Origin of the sequence: Vibrio qinghaiensis (assembly GCF_002257545.1) — a bacterium.
GTDB classification, from domain to species: Bacteria; Pseudomonadota; Gammaproteobacteria; order Enterobacterales; family Vibrionaceae; genus Vibrio; species Vibrio ordalii.
Map to the genome: position 1 here is coordinate 213582 of NZ_CP022741.1, position 16990 is coordinate 230571.

Consider the following 16990-nt stretch of genomic DNA (forward strand, 5'->3'; position numbering starts at 1 on the left):
GGCGCTTAATCAAATAGTGAATCTACGCCAATACTCATATCAAACTATTCAATATTAAGCGCCTGGAGGGATAGCTAAGCTGTCAGCGATGAGTTGAATTAAACTGTCTTCGACCGCAAAACGTACCTCAATGATCTCCCCCATTAACGAAAGATCACTGTCAAAATTTTCGAGATCATCTTCATCACTCACGGCCGCATATTTATCTGTGAAATTGAGTAGTGGCTCGGTAGTAACGATAATTTTACCGTAAGTTTGGTTAATTTCATCGGTGGCCTCAAAGCCAGTAGCACGCCACTTATCCATTACCATATCGTAAATTTTGAAGTGGCCTTCAGAAATATAATCCACTAATTGCTGACAAAAGCGCTGCAATGCTTCTGGAGAAGGAAGCTCATTGATATTCGCTTTGGTAGTGCAAGGTTGTAGTGCAGCTAATTTGCAATACTCTACAATCAAGGATTGTCGCGTATTTAGCCAGTGATCAATAACGTCACTGGAACCGCCCCATTGCTCTTGTGTGCGTTTTAGTTTTTTTAGCATGACCATGCCCTCATGATCGGGTCCCAAAATGGGTGACCGTTTCCTTTGCATAGGGTTGCATTTCATAGATACAACTCATTGTCCTTACTAGAATTTATAGAACTAAATTTGGAACGTTACAAATTCTGGTATGAATTTAGATTGCCAGTAAAATAGAGTAACTGCAAGAAGAGAGGTCGCAACATGTTAAAAAATAGTGACACAGAAATCGCTTATTGGTGTGTCGTTTCCGGAAGTGAGATCTGGACCATCAATGGTGAGTTACCGCTAGGGCCTGCGGACGAATATTCTCTGCCTTTAGAAAAAGCAGTTGTAGTAGATAGCTATGATGGATACCCAGTGATGTGGCTCAATGATGCAGACCTTGAAGGCGAGCGAGAAATGACCTCATTACGGGAATTATTGCACTTTAAACCGGCGATTTTTTACGCGATCAGCAAAGCGCTTCAATATGGTCACATGAGCCAAACGTTACGTTTTTGTCCGCAATGTGGTGGACGAAATTATCTGAATCACAATCAACTGGCGATGCAATGTTCAGAATGTCGAACGCTACATTATCCACGTATCTTTCCTTGCATTATTGTCGCGGTACGAAATCACGATAAAATCTTATTGGCCCAGCACCCAAGGCATCGTAACGGCATGTATACCGTGATAGCTGGTTTTTTAGAGGTAGGAGAGACGTTAGAGCAGTGCGTGGCACGTGAAGTACTTGAAGAAACAGGAATTCATGTGAAAAATATTCATTATTTTGGCAGCCAACCTTGGGCATTTCCATCGAGTATGATGATGGGCTTTGTCGCGGAATATGATTCTGGCACGATAAAACCTGATTACAGTGAATTAAGTGACGCACAATGGTTCTTAGCAAACGCTTTGCCTCCTGTCGCCCCCGAAGGTACGATAGCGAGAGCATTAATCGATTACACGCTAAGCGCAATAGAGCAAGATTCACAGACACAGTGCTAAAAAAAACCCTCCAATGAAGGAGGGGGTAAGTAAGATGTCGTTATGAGATGCCGAGTATAGAATACTCGGTTTATAATTATAGTTTTCGCTAGCGAACAAATTTTTAACACTGTTAACGGTTGCTTGCAAATTAAGCATTGATTTAAAAGTTAATAACATGATCTCGCTTGCAAAGCACAGCGCTTTTGGATCTTATTCAATGCTAGAATAACGCCATAAAAAATAATAAGCCTTAAATTGGAAGACGGAATGACTGAATTAAAAAATGACCGCTATTTGAGAGCGCTGTTAAAACAACCTGTCGATTGCACGCCTGTATGGATGATGCGCCAAGCCGGACGTTACCTGCCAGAGTATCGCGCAACGCGTGCCGAAGCTGGCGATTTTATGGCGCTGTGTAAAAATGCAGAGCTAGCTTCTGAAGTGACATTGCAACCATTACGCCGCTTTCCATTAGATGCCGCGATTTTATTTTCTGATATTTTGACCATTCCTGACGCGATGGGATTGGGTTTGTATTTTGAAGCGGGCGAAGGGCCAAAGTTTGAACGCCCGATCACTTGTAAAGCCGATGTCGATAAAATTGGCTTACCAGATCCGGAAGGCGAACTGCAATATGTGATGAATGCCGTACGTCAGATCCGCAAAGATCTGCAAGGTGAAGTCCCATTGATCGGCTTTTCAGGCAGTCCATGGACACTCGCAACTTATATGGTGGAAGGTGGCAGCTCAAAAGCCTTCACTAAGATCAAAAAAATGATGTACGCCGATCCTAGCGTGCTGCACGCCTTGCTCGATAAACTGGCTGACAGTGTTATTGAGTATCTCAACGCACAAATCAAAGCAGGCGCTCAGTCTGTTATGATCTTTGATACTTGGGGCGGAGTACTGACACCGCGCGACTACAATCTCTTTTCTCTACAGTATATGCACAAAATTGTGGATGGTTTAATTCGTGAAAATGAAGGTCGCCGCGTACCTGTTACTCTGTTTACCAAAAACGGTGGCATGTGGCTGGAGCAGATTGCTGCCACGGGTTGTGATGCCGTAGGACTTGATTGGACCATCAATATTGCCGACGCCAAAGCGCGTATCGGTGACAAAGTGGCGCTGCAAGGTAATATGGATCCTTCGATGCTTTATGCTCCGCATGATCGTATTCGCCAAGAAGTGGCGACGATTCTTGAAGGGTTCGGCCATGGAGGAACGGGCCATGTCTTTAACCTCGGACACGGTATTCATTTAGATGTGCCACCGGAAAATGCGGGCATATTTGTTGATGCGGTGCACGCCTTGTCTAAACCGTATCATCAATAATCGGTGGCAGTGCCTTGTCTTCGCTAAGGCTAAGGCACTGTTTTCCGAATCTCACTCTATTATTTGATAAGGTGCAGGCTTACAAAGGTTATAAGACAAGATGAAGACCAAAGATAAGATCGTTTATGCCGCCTTGGCGCTGTTTAATGAACATGGTGAAAGAACGGTGACGACCAACCATATCGCCGCGCACATCGAAATCAGCCCTGGTAATTTGTATTATCACTTTCGTAATAAACAAGAAATCGTTCGTGATATTTTTGCTCTTTATTCCACCGAGCTACTCGAACGTTTTCAGCCGATTGCGGCGCAGCGAGAGAGCTTAACGCTGTTAAAGCATTATCTTGATTCGCTCTTTACTTTGATGTGGAAGTACCGTTTTTTCTACGCTAATTTACCTGAAATCTTGCAGCGTGATGAGGCGTTACATGGTGAATACATTCAAGTGCAAGAAAAACTGCAAACTAATCTCATCAATATCATGCATGCTTTTGTCGACTTGAAATTGCTGTCAGTCGAAGAAGATGAGATGCGATCTTTAGTCACGACTTTGCATATGACGGCCTCGTGCTGGTTGAGTTATCAATCTGCGATGTCGTCTAAAGCACAGATCACCGAGCAAGTGATTCACAAAGGTATTTTGCAGATGATCGCAGTTGTTAAACCCAAAGCAACGGAACAAGGTCTTGAACAGCTTCTATTGCTAGAGGACGGAGTGCGGGTGATGCACGCATCATAATGTGTGCTTAGTTATAACCTTTGAGTATTGTTTTTAATCCTTTGAAGCTGTTAGCTTCTTAGTTATACATCTCTAAGGGTGGTGTTGATATGCACTATGACGTTTTCAACGGTGATGCCGATGGCATCATCTCTCTTCTTCAGTTGCGGCTTACTTACCCCCGCACGACGACACTGGTTACTGGGGTTAAGCGTGATATCAAATTGCTCCAGCGTCTCAATCTTCAATCACGAGATAGCCTGACCGTGTTAGATATTTCGATGGAGAAGAATCAGCGAGCTTTACAGCAGGCTCTTACGGCGGGGGTGACGGTGTTTTATGCCGATCATCACTATGCTGGCCCTATTCCCGAGACTCCGTTGCTTGACGCCCATATTGATTTGGACCCTAATACTTGTACGGCATTAATTATTGATCAGTGGTTAGGTGGTCCGTTCCATGAGTGGGCGATTGTGGCCGCTTATGGCGATAATTTGATTGCTAAAGCGGATACTTTAGCGCGCAACGCTGGGCTAAATAGCGCTCAAGCTGAACAACTAAAAAATTTGGGCACCTTGATTAACTATAACGGTTATGGAGAGACGGTAGAGCAGCTTCATTATCACCCTGCTGATTTGTACCAAGCCTTGCTGGTTTATCCTTCACCGTTTGATTTAATGAAGGATAACAACTCTCCTTTTTATCGTTTGCAGCAGGCTTATCAACAAGATATGCAGCTCGCCCAGTCATTAGCGCCCATCCATGACAGCATTTGTTTGAGTGTTTACAAGTTGCCTGATTGTGCATCCTCACATAGGGTGAGTGGAGTCTTTGGCAATTGGTTAGCCAATCAAGCTCCAGAGAGAGCACATCTGGTTTTGACAGAAAATGCATCAGGGAGTTATACCGTTTCGTTACGCGCGCCAGTAACTAATAAACAAGGTGCGGGTAAACTATGCAGCGCCTTTGCAACCGGAGGAGGGCGCGAAGCGGCGGCTGGAATTAATGCATTGGATAAAATGCAATTAGCTCAGTTGATCACACAAGTCGAAGCGTACTATTCACACTAATACTTACACGAATTGACAGAGTGTTGCTTGTGACTAGCTTTTCTATTTTGTTAGCGGCTGAGCCAGCGTATTGGATCTTCGGCTTTACTGTTACGGCGAATTTCAAAATAGAGTGCGGGCTGAGATTGGCCGCCAGTGTCGCCTGCTAAAGCAATAGTTTCACCAGCGATGACTTTATCGCCCTCTTTTTTCAGTAGGCTTTGGTTAAAGCCGTATAAGGTCATATCGCCTTTGCCATGATCGAGCAAAACCACCAGCCCATAACCACGTAGATATTCAGCAAACACGACCGTACCAGAATAAACCGCTTTGACATTTTGACCATAATTGGCGTCAATCACCAGGCCTTTCCAGTCAATTTGTCCACTTTGCCGCGTACCAAAAGCATGCAGGATTTTTCCTTTGACTGGCCAAGGTAGCTTGCCTTTTTGCGGCGCTAACCCATCCATTAGCACAGCATTACGTTTTGCTGCTTTGGCGATTTCTGCTTGTAATCGCATTTCATTGCGTTGCAATTCCGCTAAGTAGACTTTATCACCGGAAATGCTTTTTTGAATTTTACCCACTGTACTGCGTCGTTCTGACTGCGTTTTTGCCAACGTGTCGCGCTTTTGGGTCTGTTGCTCTAAAAGCGAGGCTATTTGATCTCGTTCAAGTTGTAGCTGTTTTTCACTTTCATTGAGCTCTGTCTGCGTAAGTTCAAGCTGTTGGATGGTTTGGCTGCGTGCCTTCGCCAAGTGCTGGTAATACTGACTGATGCGATCTTCTTCTACGCCATTATTGAGTATGTTTGATGAGGCCGTCGCTCGCTGAGTGGCGTAATAGGTTTTGATCAGTTGAGCTAATTTGGCAGTTTGCTGTGCTTTTTGTATTTCTAAGGCCGTGATCTTTTGCTTGAGTTTAGCGATATTAGCATTGGCCACTACCAATTCTGATTTGGTGTTTTTGATCTGACTTTCTAGACTTGAAATGCCTACTTCTTGCTTTTTAAGCGCATTTTGCAACGAATCGAGCTCTTTTTGTCGATTGTTTAACGCTTGCTGCTGACGAGAAATTTCTCCTTTCACCCCTTTGAGCTCTTGTTGAGTGGCAGCCATTAACGGTGAACTGGAGAGGCAAGCTAGCCCTAACACCATCACTAGGCTAAGTGCATGCCACCAAGTCGTTATAGTCAGTGGGTGTGGTGAAGGCTTGTTTCTCATCCGTTTTCAAGTCTCTATCAACAAAGTAGTGAGTCAGTATACTCAAAGCCATCGGCGAGGCGAAAGCCCTATGTCAAAACTTGCAATCAAATCGAGTTCTTGGGTGAAAAAAAGCCTCGATATTGATCGAGGCTCAATATCACGTGGTTGGTGAGTTATTTAAACAACACTTGACCAGACATTTCTGCTGGGATGTCCATGTTCGATAGAGCAAGCATCGTTGGTGCTAGGTCAGAAAGCTTACCACCGTCTTTTAGCTTAAGATCTTTGCTACCGACGTAGATAAGCGGCACTGGCAGATTGGTATGGGCAGTATGAATGCCCCCAGTTTCTGGGTTCACCATCATTTCAGCATTGCCGTGGTCTGCTGTGATCAGTAGCTGGCCATCGACTTCTTTAATCGCTTCAACCACTTTTCCGATACACTCATCAAGCGCTTCGCATGCTTTCACGGCCGCTTCGTAAATACCAGTATGACCAACCATATCGCCGTTCGGGTAGTTACAGATAATCGCATCGTATTTACCCGACTTGATTGCCGCAACGAGTTTTTCAGTCAGTTCAGGCGCGCTCATTTCCGGTTGCAGATCGTAAGTTGCCACTTTAGGTGAAGCAACCAATTGGCGCTCTTCGCCTGGGAATTCGTTCTCAACACCACCGTTAAAGAAGAAGGTGACGTGCGCGTATTTTTCTGTTTCAGAGATGCGCAACTGAGTTTTGCCCGCCTTTGATAGCCACTCACCGTAGGTGTTTTCTAGTGATGCTGGTGGAAATGCGCACAGCAGAGGAATGTCCGCGGCGTATTGGGTTAGCATCACAAAGTCAATTGCTGGGAACTTCGCACGTTCAAACCCGTTGAAATCTGGTATGAAAGCACGAGTAATTTCACGTGCACGGTCGGCGCGGTAGTTCATGAAAATCACGGCGTCGCCATCTTCAATCGCAGCAGAGTCTTGGCCTTCAGCTTTGATTTCTGTCGCTTTAACAAATTCATCATTTTCTTCACGTGCGTAAGCGGCTTCAAGGCCTGCCAGGGCGGAATCAAAAGTAAACTCTGCTTTGGCTTCAACCAATAGGTCGTAAGCTTTTTGTACGCGTTCCCAGTTGTTGTCGCGATCCATGGCGTAGTAACGGCCAATCAGTGAGGCGATACGACCTTTGCCTAATTTAGCAAATAGGTCTTGGAAGCGCTGTAATGAGGCTTCGGCACTGCGTGGTGGCGTATCGCGGCCATCAAGGAAGCAGTGGAGGTAGATTTTCTCAGCGCCACGGGCAGCAGCCATTTCAACGGCAGCGTAGATATGATCTTCATGCGAGTGAACACCGCCTGGAGACATCAAACCTAATAGATGAACCGCTTTGCCCGCTTTGATCGCTTTATCCATCGCGTTGACTAATGCTTCGGTTTGTTGGAATTCACCATCAAGAATCGATTTGGTAATACGCGTCAGGTCTTGGTAAACAATACGACCAGCACCGATATTGGTGTGACCGACTTCTGAGTTACCCATTTGACCATCCGGTAAACCCACATCCATACCAGAAGCCGAAATCAGAGTGTTTGGGTTGTTTGCAATTAAGCTATCCATGACTGGAGTATGTGCATTGCTGATTGCGTTGTGTGCGTTATCTTCACGGTAACCCCAACCGTCAAGAATTACTAAAGCCATTGGCTTCTTAGCTGACATAGTTATGACCTCGTCAAATTCAAAGTAACTTAAACAGAAATTAGCGTAATTTTACTACACTTTGAAGCGATTGCAGTAGGTTAAGATCAATGATTCTCCCTATCAATGCCTATAAAGGTAGCCTATTGATCAACATCGGTGCCTTTTTAGCGCCATTTAATAAACTAAAATTCCCGTCCCAAGTACGGCAAACAGTGCGCCGCACCAAGCGAAGCGGTTGGGCCGCTGTTTGGTATACATCCATAAAATAGGCAACAACATGATGGGCGTGGTTGAGGAGAGCAGGGCCACCATACCCACGTTGCCTTCACGCAGTGCGTAGAGAATTAACGTCATCCCTACCGCCATCGCAAGAAAACCGTTGATAGCGGTAATGGTAAAAATGGGCAGCGTAATGGCTTGAGTGGCGCGTGCTAATTTTGCACCAGTAGCCAACAGTAAGCAGTGTGCGGTGAAGGCGGTGAGCATTCGAATCGCGGAAGCGGCGATGGGGTCGACCCCCGTTTGCATCACAGGTTTGGCGATGATCCCACCCAATGCTTGGCATAGCGCTGCGATAAGGCCAAGTGCAATGCCAACCCATACTCGGCCTTTAATTGCTTCCAATGCATTATGATTTTGCCCTCGGCGGCCAAAAAAGATGGCCGTTAGAACGCCTGAAAAGACAAAAGTCGCTCCCATTAGCTCTGCATGGCTCATGCTTTCGCTGAATAAAAAATAGCCAAGAATGGCCGAAAAAACGGCATGGCAGGAAAAGAGTAAACCGGCTTGTCTTGGCCCCATGCGATTTAAACATGCAAACAGCGCCGTATCGCCAATGAATATGCCAATCAACCCCGAATACATCATGGGTGTCACCATCTCGCTGTTTACCGTTGCCCAGCCGCCAGTTGCCAGCGCCATGCTCACTAAAATGAGAGAAGTACAGCCCATGCGCCAACGGCTATAAGCAAAGGTTCCTAAATGGCGAGCGGGAGTAACAGACAGTAAACTGGCTACTGCCCAAAGAAACGCGGCAGCAAGCGCGAGCCATTCGTAGCCCATGTAGACATCCTTGAACGAGGGAAGGATCTCAATATGCCTTAAGCGCTAGGGGAAAACAAAGGGAATTTATGGGCTTGCCTCAATGTGATTAAAAGAGGCAAGCCAAGAGGATTTACACTTTAAAGCGGCGAATATCGTTACGCATGGCTTCTGCCGATAAATGCATTTCATGAGCGCTGTGGCTGCTCTGCTGAGTTTGGCTGATAGCTTTGCAGTGACTCCCAATACAAGCCGCAGTCACCAGAGGTTAGGTCAGTAACAGCGCGGCAGCATAGACAATGCACAAGCCAATAACACCAATAATCAGACCTGTTTTGGCCATGTCTTTACTCTCAATAAGCCCGGTAGAATAGGCCAGTGAGTTCGGCGGTGTTGAGACAGGTAAAATCATACCCAGTGAGGCAGAAAAGGCGACAACCACTAACAAACTTTGTATACCACCAATACTGGCCAAGCTTTCCATGGATGTGCCAATCGCGGCGGCGATCGGCATGAGTAAGTTAGCGGTCGCGGTATTGGACATGAAGTTTGCCATGAGCCAACAAACGAGCGACAGGGTGATGACGACCGAGATAGGCGATAGAGAACTGTAATCAATCGCGTGAGCTAATGCTGAAGCGAGCCCTGTTTTATCTAGCCCAATGCCAATCGCTATCCCGCCAGCCACTAGCCATAAGACGTCCCAGTTGATCTGTTTCAGTTCCTCTTTACCCATAATGCCGGTGAGTGTAAAAACCGCCAAAGGAATAATAGATACCACATAGGTGTTCATGCCGTGTAGAGAGGTGGTCATCCACAGCACTATGGTGGCAGCAAAAGTAATGTAGACCACGATTGCACGCCAATTTTTTTGGAATGTTCCGTTTAGTTTCAGCACCATCTGTTTTTCTGAAGAGGGGAACAGTTTTTGTAGCAAAAACCAAGCTAACGTGAGCTGAATAATCACAAACGGCAAGCCCATCATCATCCAAGAAAAGAAATCAATGCTATTGCTTCCGGTGAGATATTGCAGCGCGATTGCATTGGGTGGCGTACCGATAGGCGTGGCAATACCACCGGTGTTCGCTGCAATCGGAATGCAGAGCACTAAGGCTTTGATGCCTAAATCCCCTTTTGGAGCGGAAGCGACGATCGGTCCGAGCAGTGCCAGCATCATCACAGTAGTCGCGGTATTGGACATAAACATAGAAAATACCGCAGTGATCAACATTAGCCCCAGCATAATAAAGCGGGGTTGAGTACCAAAAGGTTTGAGTAAAACTCGGGCTAAGTTGTTGTCCAGTTCATATTTAGAAGCAGCAATCGCCAGTGCAAAGCCGCCCATGAACAAGATAATAATCGGTGAAGAGAAAGCGCTGAAAATATCGGTGTACTTCATTAACTCGCCGATATCATGCCCAGCGGGGGGCGAACGAAAGAGATGCAAGCCTTTATCTGAAATCATCACCAATTCGAGCGCAATGATCAAAATGGAGGTGGCAAATACAGGAACTGGCTCCAATACCCAAAGCAGAGCAGCCAATAAAAAAATAGCCAGTAATCGATGTTGAATTAAGGTTAAGTCATCAATCGGTATTACATCAATGGGCATCAGTAAAACACCGATGGGCAGCAAAAAGCAGATCGCAAGCTTTATCAGCATTCCCGTATTCATGGTAGGCATATCACATGACCTTCATTAGCTTAACTTGAAGTAACTAGCGTAAATGATATGTGAATTAAGGTCTTAGACGCGGCTTGAAATTTTGAGTTTTAGCGAAGGAATATGCAGCAGCTTTGTTTTTTATCAATAAAGAAAAAAAGCGAAATATCTAGAGGCGTTAGCTCTGAACATGCAGAGCTAACGCATTTTGCAGGGAACATTAAGAGATGGCGATTAACGTTGCTGTGCGTATGGAGTACCCATAACCGTTGTAGCATTGTGTTGCATAGACTCATCAAAGCGAATTTTATCTTTTGCAAACAGGTTGATCACCGTTGAGCCTAGCTTAAATCGACCCATCTCTTGTCCTTTTTTCAGTACAACAGAGGTATTGCCTTGGGCTGGATAATCCCAGCGATAAACGGTATTGCCGCGCGGAGGCGTGACAGTCCCTGACCAAACTAGCTCAATACTGCCAACAATGGTCGCTCCGACAAGCACTTGTGCCATTGGGCCAAACTCAGTATCAAAAATACACACCACGCGCTCATTGCGAGCAAACAGGTTCGGTACATTTTCGGCGGTTAGTGGGTTAACCGAGAAAAGATCGCCCGGTACATAAATCATTTGACGTAACACGCCATCGCAAGGCATGTGTACGCGGTGGTAGTCGCGAGGTGATAAATAAAGCGTGGCAAATTCGCCATCTTCAAACTCTTGCGCCAGCTTGGCATCACCACCGAGCAATTCTACCGCTGTAAAATGGTGGCCTTTCGCTTGGATAAGCTTGCCATCTTGAATCGGCCCGAATTGACTAACGCAAGCATCGGCCGGATGGGTGATTAAGCTATCACCGTCACTGATTGGCCGAGCATCGGCTTTCAATTCACGAACAAAGAATTCATTGAATGTTTTGAAATGGCTAGGATCTGAATGCAGAGCTTCATCCATGTTGACATTATATTGTTTAATAAACCAACGAATGACTGCAGTGGTTAGACCGCCAGCTTTCGCTGATGCGAGTTTACCCATCAGGCGTGTTAAGCCATGTTGTGGGATCCAGTATTGCAGTCCAACTTTAATTTTATCCATTGTCTCTGATTCCAATGTTAACTGTATGTTCTTCACTTTGGGCGCGAGATGTTACTGAAAAACTCTCACCATGTCAGCAGTTAGTTACCATTGCTTACGGATTATTCGATGGCGACAGATAAAAAATTTATCGATCAAGTCTGCGGACATTTGCCGGGGTAAGACTCGATGCTATTTATAAATCCGCTTTTTTGTTACGCGAATATTGGCGGTTGGCTTTGTTTTCCGACATGCTTTCTAAAATTCGGTGGTAGTTCTCAAAGCGCGTGTTACTAATATCACCTTTTTCTACCGCTTCACGTAATAAGCAACCCGGATCGTCAGCGTGTTTACAGTCTCTAAACTTACAGCCGCCTAAGAAGGGACGAAATTCGACAAAGGCTTCAGTGATCGCTTCAGCTTCCAAGTGCCATAAACCAAATTCACGCACTCCCGGCGAGTCGATCAAATCACCGCCTGTAGGGATATGATACAAGCGAGCCGCAGTGGTGGTATGCTGACCAAGTCCAGATGCTTGAGAAACTTCACCTTCTTCAATTTCATCTTCCAAATTTGGCATTAATGCGTTCACTAGGCTGGATTTACCGACACCAGATTGACCAACAAATATGTTGATCCGTCCGCTAAGTTCCGCTTCTAACTCAGCAATCCCTTCACCGCTTTTTTTGCTGACAAAAAGCACTTTGTAGCCAATGCGTTCGTACACACGTAACGACTCTTGATATTGGTTACGCAGTTCATCGCTGAGTAAATCAATCTTATTCAGTACCACTAGCGGCGCAATATTCACGGTTTCTGAAGCGATCAAATAACGGTCGATGATATTGAGTGACAGTTCCGGCAGTACGGATGACACAATGACCATCTGATCAATGTTTGCCGCTACTGGTTTCAAACCGTCGTAATAATCTGGACGAGTCAGAACCGATTTGCGCGGTTCAACCGCTTCGACAACGCCAGAGATACCGGCCATCGATTCGAGTCCAGGTCGCCAAATAACACGATCTCCCGAGACCAGCGTTTCAATGCCTCGGCGTAAATTACAGCGGTGGATGGTGTGAGTCTCTAAATCTTCAACATCGGCATGTTGGCCAAAACGAGTAATCACTAACCCAGTTTTTGCGGTGCCGAGCATGGCTTCATCCCACGAAACTGTGTCCTCTTTTTTGAGTCGTTTACTCTGATTATTACGAACGCGTCGTACTTGACCTTTCGTCAGCTTCTTTTTCTTTGCCACGATTATCTACTTCATGATTATGATACGTTTTGATCCAAGGTTGAGATTTTACTCAAAATCATACCGTTTGGATCCAATGTCCAAAGGTATCTTGGGGATCTGAATTTGGGTATAGTACCCTTTTTATCTGCAAACCAATATAGGCAACGTATTTATGTCTTTTAGCGATCAAAACTTGATTTGGGTTGATCTTGAGATGACAGGCTTAGACCCTGAAACTCACAAAATTATCGAGATTGCCACCATTGTGACTGATAGTGAGTTGAACATTTTGGCTGAAGGCCCAGTGTTGGCTGTTCATCAATCAGAAGCTGAATTGGCTAAAATGGATGAATGGTGCACCACCACACATACCAAAAGCGGTTTGGTCGAGCGAGTACGTCATGACTCAGTGACACAACAAGAAGCGGTTGAACAGACCATTACGTTTTTGGAAAAGTGGGTGCCTAAAGGTAAATCTCCGATTTGTGGCAACAGTATTGGGCAAGATCGCCGCTTCCTTTATAAACATATGCCTGAGCTGGAAGCCTACTTCCATTACCGTTATGTGGATGTCAGTACGCTAAAAGAGCTGACTCGCCGTTGGAAGCCAGAAGTATTGGATGGCTTTTCTAAGCAAGGTAGCCACCTGGCTTTAGATGATATTCGTGAGTCTATTGCTGAGCTTCAGTACTACCGTAAGACCATATTCAGTATTTAATTTTCAGAACGGCATTTTTTGCTGATGGCGTGTTAACCAGTTTTTGTGATTAATACGCCATATTTGCGTTCTTTTTCGTCAAAAAAAAAAAAAAAAGATTTTTTGCCAGTAAGGGCTTGCATCATAAGAAAATGCTCTTATAATTCGCAGCCCTGAACAACGGAAACGTTGTGAATGCGACACTAGCTCAGTTGGTAGAGCGCAACCTTGCCAAGGTTGAGGTCACGAGTTCGAACCTCGTGTGTCGCTCCAAATTCTTTTCGAAGAAAAGAATAGCGCTGCACAGCCTAGTTAAGGTTGAGGTCACGCCTCTTTGTTTAAAGAAAGTGAACCTCGTGTGTCGCTCCAAATTCTTTTCGAAGAAAAGAATAGCGCCGCACAACCCAGTTAAGGTTGAGGTCACGCCTCTTTGTTTAAAGAAAGTGAACCTCGTGTGTCGCTCCAAATTCTCTTGTTAGAGAGTGTAAGTTTTCATCGTACTTAACGGTGACACAATACGGACGCGGGGTGGAGCAGCTTGGTAGCTCGTCGGGCTCATAACCCGAAGGTCGTTGGTTCAAATCCAGCCCCCGCAACCAAATTCAGATTAAGCGTAAATACGATTAATCATTGCGACACTAGCTCAGTTGGTAGAGCGCAACCTTGCCAAGGTTGAGGTCACGAGTTCGAACCTCGTGTGTCGCTCCAGATTCTTTTCGAAGAAAAGAATAGCGCCGCACAACCTAGTTAAGGTTGAGGTCACGCCTCTTTGTTTAAAGAGAGTGAACCTCGTGTGTCGCTCCAGATTCTTTTCGAAGAAAAGAATAGCGCCGCACAACCTAGTTAAGGTTGAGGTCACGCCTCTTTGTTTAAAGAAAGTGAACCTCGTGTGTCGCTACAAATTCTCTTGTTAGAGAGTGTAAGTTTTCATCGTACTTAACGGTGACACAATACGGACGCGGGGTGGAGCAGCTTGGTAGCTCGTCGGGCTCATAACCCGAAGGTCGTTGGTTCAAATCCAGCCCCCGCAACCAAATTTAGATTAAGCGTAAATACGATTAATCATTGCGACACTAGCTCAGTTGGTAGAGCGCAACCTTGCCAAGGTTGAGGTCACGAGTTCGAACCTCGTGTGTCGCTCCAGATTCTTTTCGAAGAAAAGAATAGCGCCGCACAACCTAGTTAAGGTTGAGGTCACGCCTCTTTGTTTAAAGAAAGTTAACCTCGTGTGTCGCTACAAATTCTCTTGTTAGAGAGTATAAGTTTTCATCGTACTTAACGGTGACACAATACGGACGCGGGGTGGAGCAGCTTGGTAGCTCGTCGGGCTCATAACCCGAAGGTCGTTGGTTCAAATCCAGCCCCCGCAACCAAATTTAGATTAAGCGTAAATACGATTAATCATTGCGACACTAGCTCAGTTGGTAGAGCGCAACCTTGCCAAGGTTGAGGTCACGAGTTCGAACCTCGTGTGTCGCTCCAAATTCTTTTCGAAGAAAAGAATAGCGCCACGCAACCTAGCTAAGGTTGAGGTCACGCCTCTTTGTTTAAAGAGAGTGAACCTCGTGTGTCGCTCCAGATTCTTTTCGAAGAAAAGAATAGCGCCGCACAACCTAGTTAAGGTTGAGGTCACGCCTCTTTGTTTAAAGAAAGTGAACCTCGTGTGTCGCTCCAGATTCTTTTCGAAGAAAAGAATAGCGCCACGCAACCTAGCTAAGGTTGAGGTCACGCCTTTTTATTTAAAGAAAGCGAACCTCGTGTGTCGCTCCAAATTCTCTTGTTAGAGAGTGTAAGTTTTCATCGTACTTAACGGTGACACAATACGGACGCGGGGTGGAGCAGCTTGGTAGCTCGTCGGGCTCATAACCCGAAGGTCGTCGGTTCAAATCCGGCCCCCGCAACCAAATTCAGATTAAGCGTGAATGCGATTAATCATTGCGATACTAGCTCAGTTGGTAGAACGCAGTCTCACCAAGGTTGAGGTAACGACTGCTTGTTTAAAGAGTCAGCTTCGAGTGTCGCCCCAGCTTATTTCAGAGTATTCTCTGAACTCAAACCAGTATTTGGTTTATGCTCTTTCTTTAATGCTGTGAAGCATGACTCCCTAAAGTAAAAATAATCTGCAGTTCTAAGCGGATTTATTGCCGTCTTGATAAGTTACATACTGAATTTCAATACACAGGTTAGCCTCTGTAGAATCTAGCTGTTCGTCGTCATTTATTGCTATTCATTAACAGAGTTATCCACAAAAATAAAATGTGGATAACTTGGTGAATAAAGTGCTTTTAGCGGATATTTCAGAATAGTCAACAAAAGATCTTTGAATATAATTCGATTACTAGGTTTGTTGGTTCTTGTTTTAAGTGTTTGTTTTTATTTGTTTATTTGTTTGTTTTCTGCCCTTTTAATAAGGCGGGATATGATCATTAATGTCAAGATCTTTGATCCTTATCATTAATTTCAGATGTGGCTAACTTTTTTTAGTTATAGAAAACAGCGTTGTGTTTAAAATTTTGTCCACATATTGGTGTTTTGAGATACACATCAAACTCTGTGCTTAGAAGTTATGTAACCGCCTCATTTTTACGCATCACGCGGTAGCCCTTTTTCTACAATTCGAATTAAGCGCTGTTGCTTATTGCTCGAATGGCTATTTTCAGGTTCCGCTGATTTTCGTTGTTGTTCTACCAGCGCCCAATGTATATGCTCATCCAATAAATCTGATAAGCCTAGTCTCATATTGAGTGCAGTGACGATGCGTTGTGAGTATGGAGCGTTGCCTAGAGCGATAGAAAGGTTGCGTAACCATTGCTGGTGGCCAATGCGGCGAATAGCCGAACCTTCCATATAACGTAAGAAGGTGGCCTCATCCCAAGCAAACAGTTCAACTAAGTCTGGTTCATCCAGTGCTTGACGGCGATGAAAATCACTTTGTTGAGTGAGGTTGGAAAAGCGATTCCAAGGGCAGACCAACTGGCAATCATCACAGCCGTAAATGCGGTTACCCATTGCCTTGCGAAACTCTTCAGCAATTACGCCATCATATTCTATGGTGAGGTAGGAGATGCATCGGCGAGCATCAACAACACCGTCTTCCACTATGGCTTGTGTAGGGCATGAGGTGATGCAGGCAGTGCATTTGCCACATTGATTACTGCTTGGTGTATCGACCGGCAGCGGTAAATCAATCAGTAGTTCGCCAAGAAAAAACCAAGAACCACTCTCTTTATCAAGGATAAGCGAATGCTTGCCAGCCCAACCAAGCCCTGCTTTTTGTGCTAAAGGCCGCTCTAGTATTGGTGCGGAGTCGACAAAAGGGCGATAACCGAGTGCCCCCACTTCTTGTTCAATCTTTTCGCCGAGTTTTTTGAGCTGGTTGCGTACCAGTTTATGGTAGTCACGCCCCAGAGCGTAGCGGCTGATATAAGCGTAATTGGGATTATTCAAATCACTGGCAAACCGAGCATCTGGGGGTAAGTAATTCATGCGTGCGCTGATCACACGGACGGTGCCGGGAAGGAGTTCATGTGGCCTAGCTCGCATCATGCCATGGCGCGCCATCCAGTCCATTTCACCGTGAAATCCAGCATCCAACCATTTCTGCAAAGGCTCTTCGTGCTCACTGAGATCGATATCGCAGATCCCGACCTTTTCGAAGCCAAGTTCACGTGCCCAGATTTTAATTTTGTCTGCCAGTACTTGGTAGTCCATTATCGATGAGCTCGTTGCAAAAAGGGGCGAGGATCTTAACGGATCCTTTATTGAGGATCTAGGAAATGATCGTCT

The 16990-nt window shown here is 45.3% G+C and carries 13 protein-coding genes and 8 tRNA genes; 13 read left to right on the plus strand and 8 right to left on the minus strand.

From position 1 onward, the window contains the following. Window positions 1–54 precede the first annotated feature (54 nt). Window positions 55–549: an Rsd/AlgQ family anti-sigma factor gene (locus CCZ37_RS01060; RefSeq protein WP_010318959.1), complete on the minus strand. Its 495-nt coding sequence runs from the start codon at window positions 547–549 to the stop codon at window positions 55–57. A gap of 177 nt (window positions 550–726) precedes the next feature. Here CCZ37_RS01060 and nudC point away from each other — a divergent pair, with 177 nt between their 5' ends. The 4 genes from nudC (at window position 727) to CCZ37_RS01080 (ending at window position 4620) form a co-directional block, all read left to right on the plus strand. After that, on the plus strand, window positions 727–1515 hold the full coding sequence (gene nudC, locus CCZ37_RS01065; protein ID WP_010318958.1) for an NAD(+) diphosphatase: 789 nt from the start codon (window positions 727–729) through the stop codon (window positions 1513–1515). A 249-nt stretch (window positions 1516–1764) separates the two neighbouring features. Then, window positions 1765–2832, plus strand: coding sequence for a uroporphyrinogen decarboxylase (gene hemE / locus CCZ37_RS01070; protein ID WP_010318957.1), 1068 nt, complete (start codon window positions 1765–1767; stop codon window positions 2830–2832). A gap of 100 nt (window positions 2833–2932) precedes the next feature. Continuing rightward, entirely contained in the window at window positions 2933–3571 is a 639-nt protein-coding gene (locus CCZ37_RS01075) for a TetR/AcrR family transcriptional regulator (protein ID WP_094499545.1), read from the plus strand. Window positions 3572–3660: 89 nt separating this feature from the next. Further along, window positions 3661–4620 carry a hypothetical protein gene (locus tag CCZ37_RS01080; RefSeq protein ID WP_010318955.1) on the plus strand — a complete coding sequence of 320 codons (960 nt, stop codon included), beginning with the start codon at window positions 3661–3663 and terminating at the stop codon, window positions 4618–4620. 50 nt (window positions 4621–4670) lie between these two features. Here the strand turns inward: CCZ37_RS01080 and CCZ37_RS01085 are convergent, their stop codons facing one another. From CCZ37_RS01085 to rsgA, 6 genes are all read right to left on the minus strand, one after another. Next, a complete protein-coding gene (locus CCZ37_RS01085) occupies window positions 4671–5756 on the minus strand; it encodes a murein hydrolase activator EnvC family protein (RefSeq protein ID WP_010318954.1) in 1086 nt (361 codons plus the stop codon). A 221-nt stretch (window positions 5757–5977) separates the two neighbouring features. Further along, window positions 5978–7510, minus strand: a complete 1533-nt coding sequence (gene gpmM / locus CCZ37_RS01090; RefSeq protein ID WP_010318953.1) for a 2,3-bisphosphoglycerate-independent phosphoglycerate mutase — start codon at window positions 7508–7510, stop codon at window positions 5978–5980. A gap of 156 nt (window positions 7511–7666) precedes the next feature. Further along, a complete protein-coding gene (locus CCZ37_RS01095; protein WP_094499546.1) occupies window positions 7667–8554 on the minus strand; it encodes a DMT family transporter in 888 nt (295 codons plus the stop codon). Between the two features lie 247 nt (window positions 8555–8801). Then, entirely contained in the window at window positions 8802–10217 is a 1416-nt protein-coding gene (locus CCZ37_RS01100; protein ID WP_094499547.1) for an SLC13 family permease, read from the minus strand. 213 nt (window positions 10218–10430) lie between these two features. Continuing rightward, complete coding sequence (gene asd, locus CCZ37_RS01105; RefSeq protein ID WP_013857937.1) at window positions 10431–11288, minus strand: archaetidylserine decarboxylase; 858 nt, start codon at window positions 11286–11288, stop codon at window positions 10431–10433. 175 nt (window positions 11289–11463) lie between these two features. After that, window positions 11464–12525 carry a small ribosomal subunit biogenesis GTPase RsgA gene (gene rsgA / locus CCZ37_RS01110; RefSeq protein ID WP_010318949.1) on the minus strand — a complete coding sequence of 354 codons (1062 nt, stop codon included), beginning with the start codon at window positions 12523–12525 and terminating at the stop codon, window positions 11464–11466. A 154-nt stretch (window positions 12526–12679) separates the two neighbouring features. Here rsgA and orn point away from each other — a divergent pair, with 154 nt between their 5' ends. From orn to CCZ37_RS01155, 9 genes are all read left to right on the plus strand, one after another. Next, window positions 12680–13225 carry an oligoribonuclease gene (orn, locus tag CCZ37_RS01115; RefSeq protein WP_010318948.1) on the plus strand — a complete coding sequence of 182 codons (546 nt, stop codon included), beginning with the start codon at window positions 12680–12682 and terminating at the stop codon, window positions 13223–13225. A 176-nt stretch (window positions 13226–13401) separates the two neighbouring features. Then, window positions 13402–13477: transfer RNA gene (locus CCZ37_RS01120), tRNA-Gly, on the plus strand. Between the two features lie 249 nt (window positions 13478–13726). Continuing rightward, a tRNA-Met gene (locus CCZ37_RS01125) sits at window positions 13727–13803 on the plus strand. 33 nt (window positions 13804–13836) lie between these two features. Continuing rightward, window positions 13837–13912: transfer RNA gene (locus tag CCZ37_RS01130), tRNA-Gly, on the plus strand. Window positions 13913–14161: 249 nt separating this feature from the next. Then, window positions 14162–14238 (plus strand) — tRNA-Met (locus tag CCZ37_RS01135). Between the two features lie 33 nt (window positions 14239–14271). Beyond that, window positions 14272–14347 (plus strand) — tRNA-Gly (locus CCZ37_RS01140). A gap of 153 nt (window positions 14348–14500) precedes the next feature. Then, a tRNA-Met gene (locus CCZ37_RS01145) sits at window positions 14501–14577 on the plus strand. A 33-nt stretch (window positions 14578–14610) separates the two neighbouring features. Continuing rightward, window positions 14611–14686: transfer RNA gene (locus tag CCZ37_RS01150), tRNA-Gly, on the plus strand. 345 nt (window positions 14687–15031) lie between these two features. Beyond that, window positions 15032–15108: transfer RNA gene (locus CCZ37_RS01155), tRNA-Met, on the plus strand. A 679-nt stretch (window positions 15109–15787) separates the two neighbouring features. Here the strand turns inward: CCZ37_RS01155 and queG are convergent. Beyond that, on the minus strand, window positions 15788–16915 hold the full coding sequence (queG, locus tag CCZ37_RS01160) for a tRNA epoxyqueuosine(34) reductase QueG (RefSeq protein WP_094499548.1): 1128 nt from the start codon (window positions 16913–16915) through the stop codon (window positions 15788–15790). Window positions 16916–16990 lie beyond the last annotated feature (75 nt).

What these genes read in the sequence shown, in the direction of transcription:
- CCZ37_RS01060 (WP_010318959.1), bottom strand. Translation starts at nt 549, where the DNA reads ATGGTCATGCTAAAAAAACTAAAACGCACACAAGAGCAATGGGGCGGT.
- nudC (WP_010318958.1), top strand. Translation starts at nt 727, where the DNA reads ATGTTAAAAAATAGTGACACAGAAATCGCTTATTGGTGTGTCGTTTCC.
- hemE (WP_010318957.1), top strand. Translation starts at nt 1,765, where the DNA reads ATGACTGAATTAAAAAATGACCGCTATTTGAGAGCGCTGTTAAAACAA.
- CCZ37_RS01075 (WP_094499545.1), top strand. Translation starts at nt 2,933, where the DNA reads ATGAAGACCAAAGATAAGATCGTTTATGCCGCCTTGGCGCTGTTTAAT.
- CCZ37_RS01080 (WP_010318955.1), top strand. Translation starts at nt 3,661, where the DNA reads ATGCACTATGACGTTTTCAACGGTGATGCCGATGGCATCATCTCTCTT.
- CCZ37_RS01085 (WP_010318954.1), bottom strand. Translation starts at nt 5,756, where the DNA reads ATGGTGTTAGGGCTAGCTTGCCTCTCCAGTTCACCGTTAATGGCTGCC.
- gpmM (WP_010318953.1), bottom strand. Translation starts at nt 7,510, where the DNA reads ATGTCAGCTAAGAAGCCAATGGCTTTAGTAATTCTTGACGGTTGGGGT.
- CCZ37_RS01095 (WP_094499546.1), bottom strand. Translation starts at nt 8,554, where the DNA reads ATGGGCTACGAATGGCTCGCGCTTGCTGCCGCGTTTCTTTGGGCAGTA.
- CCZ37_RS01100 (WP_094499547.1), bottom strand. Translation starts at nt 10,217, where the DNA reads ATGCCTACCATGAATACGGGAATGCTGATAAAGCTTGCGATCTGCTTT.
- asd (WP_013857937.1), bottom strand. Translation starts at nt 11,288, where the DNA reads ATGGATAAAATTAAAGTTGGACTGCAATACTGGATCCCACAACATGGC.
- orn (WP_010318948.1), top strand. Translation starts at nt 12,680, where the DNA reads ATGTCTTTTAGCGATCAAAACTTGATTTGGGTTGATCTTGAGATGACA.
- queG (WP_094499548.1), bottom strand. Translation starts at nt 16,915, where the DNA reads ATGGACTACCAAGTACTGGCAGACAAAATTAAAATCTGGGCACGTGAA.